This window comes from Rhizobacter sp. P3_B12, assembly GCF_056402895.1.
Map to the genome: position 1 here is coordinate 1 of NZ_JBFUGN010001062.1, position 2,027 is coordinate 2,027.

Sequence of the window (2,027 nt, forward strand, 5' to 3'; positions counted from 1 at the left end):
GCGATGCGGCTGGAGGCGATCCAGAACATGGAGGAGCTCGGCTCGGGCTTCTACCTCGCGATGCACGACCTGGAGATCCGCGGTGCCGGCGAGGTGCTGGGCGACAACCAGAGCGGCAACATGATGGAGGTCGGCTTCCAGCTCTACAACGAGATGCTGGGCGAAGCCGTGCGATCGCTGAAGGCCGGGCGCGAGCCCGACCTGCTGTCGCCGCTGTCGGCCACCACCGAGATCAACCTGCACGCGCCGGCCCTGCTGCCCGATGCCTACTGCGGCGACGTGCACACCCGCCTGAGCCTGTACAAGCGCCTGGCCACGGCCGAGAAGCCGGAGCAGATCGACACGATGCTCGAGGAGATCACCGACCGCTTCGGCAAGCTGCCGCCGCAGGGCCAGACGCTGTTCGACGTGCACCGGCTGCGCGTGCTGGCCAAGCCCTACGGCGTGATGAAGATCGATGCGGCACCGGGGCTGATGGTGATCAGCTTCCGGCCCAACCCGCCGGTGGACGCGATGCGCATCATCGAGCTGGTGCAGAAGAACCGCCACATCAAGCTGRCCGGCAACGACAAGCTGCGCATCGAACGCCAGACCCCGGAGCCGAAGGACCGCRCGCAACTGATCCGCGACGTGCTGCGTTCGCTCGGCCAACCCAAAGAGACTGCCTGACCCCATGAGCCCTGAATCCGTCCCCGGCCTCGTCATCCAGCGCTTCACGCCGCCGCTGCGGCTCGCTGACTTCAAGCTGATCGCGTTCGACATGGACTCGACGCTGATCAACATCGAATGCGTCGACGAGATCGCCGATGCGGCCGGTCGCAAGGCCGAGGTGGCGGCGATCACCGAGGCGGCGATGCGCGGCGAGATCGCCGACTACAAGGACAGCCTGCGCCGGCGCGTCACGCTGCTGAAGGGCGTGCCGGTCAGCGCGATGCAGCAGGTGCTCGATGAGCGGCTGCAGCTGAACCCCGGTGCCGCGGCGCTGGTGCAGGCTTGCCAGGCGGCGGGCATGAAGACGCTGCTGGTGTCGGGCGGCTTCACGTTCTTCACCGACCACGTGCGCGACCGCCTGAAGATCGACTTCACGCGCTCGAACGTGCTGGAGGTGGCCGGCGGCGCACTGACCGGCCGCATGGTCGACCAGCCGTGGGGCGACATCTGCGATGGCGACGAGAAGAAGCGGATGCTGCTCGCGACCTGCGCGCAGCTGGGCATCCAGCCGAGCCAGGCGATCGCGATGGGCGACGGGGCCAACGACCTGCCGATGATGGGCGCCGCCGGGCTCTCGGTGGCCTACCACGCGAAACCGGCGGTGCGGGCGCAGGCGATGGTGGCGATCAATGCGGGTGGGTTGGATCGGTTGCTGGAAGTTTTCTGAGGTCATGTCGATGAATCTCGATTTCAGCGACACGTTTCGTTGACGTGTCGCTGCCAGCGACATATCCTCGGAACATGTCGCAAGAATCGAGTTTTGAGTACACGTGGAGCGCGGACCAGCCTTTCAACGGCCTTCCGCCGCTGCCTCCCGCGATCGAGCTTGAAACCAAACCGGTCCTGAAGCAGTGCGTGCTGGCACGGTCGGCGCTGGCGGCCCTGAAGCAGGCTGCGGCGTTGATCCCGAACCAGACGATGCTGATCAACACGCTGCCGCTGCTGGAGGCGAAGGACAGCTCGGAGATCGAGAACATCGTCACCACGGCCGACCGGCTGTTCCAGTTCGCCCAGGGTGCCGATGCAGGGGCCGATCCTGCGACGAAAGAGGCTTTGCGCTATCGCACCGCGCTGTATGCCGGCTTCAAGTCGCTGGCGATACGCCCGCTGTCGACGGCGACTGCGGTCGAGATCTGTCAAACCATCAAGGCGGCCGACATCGACGTGCGCCGCGTGCCGGGGACCAAGCTGGCCCATGCGAACACCGGCGCCGTCGTCTACACGCCGCCCGATGGCGAGAGCCGACTGCGCGACCTGCTGGCCAACTGGGAGCGCTTCCTACACGAGCAGCGCGATCTCGATCCACTGGTTCGCAT

At 66.4% G+C, this 2,027-nt stretch carries 3 protein-coding genes; all 3 read left to right on the forward strand.

Going from position 1 to position 2,027, the window contains the following annotated elements; translation table 11 throughout:
• Positions 1-669, forward strand: a 669-nt coding sequence (locus tag AC1D01_RS32070; RefSeq protein ID WP_477873549.1) for a TRCF domain-containing protein, incomplete at its 5' end; no start/stop codon positions are given.
• A gap of 4 nt (positions 670-673) precedes the next feature.
• The gene (gene serB / locus AC1D01_RS32075; RefSeq protein ID WP_477873550.1) at positions 674-1,378 is read left to right on the forward strand and encodes a phosphoserine phosphatase SerB; all 705 of its coding nucleotides are present in this window, start codon (positions 674-676) and stop codon (positions 1,376-1,378) included.
• 44 nt (positions 1,379-1,422) lie between these two features.
• The coding region (locus AC1D01_RS32080; RefSeq protein WP_477873551.1) for a Fic family protein at positions 1,423-2,027 on the forward strand (605 nt) is incomplete at its 3' end.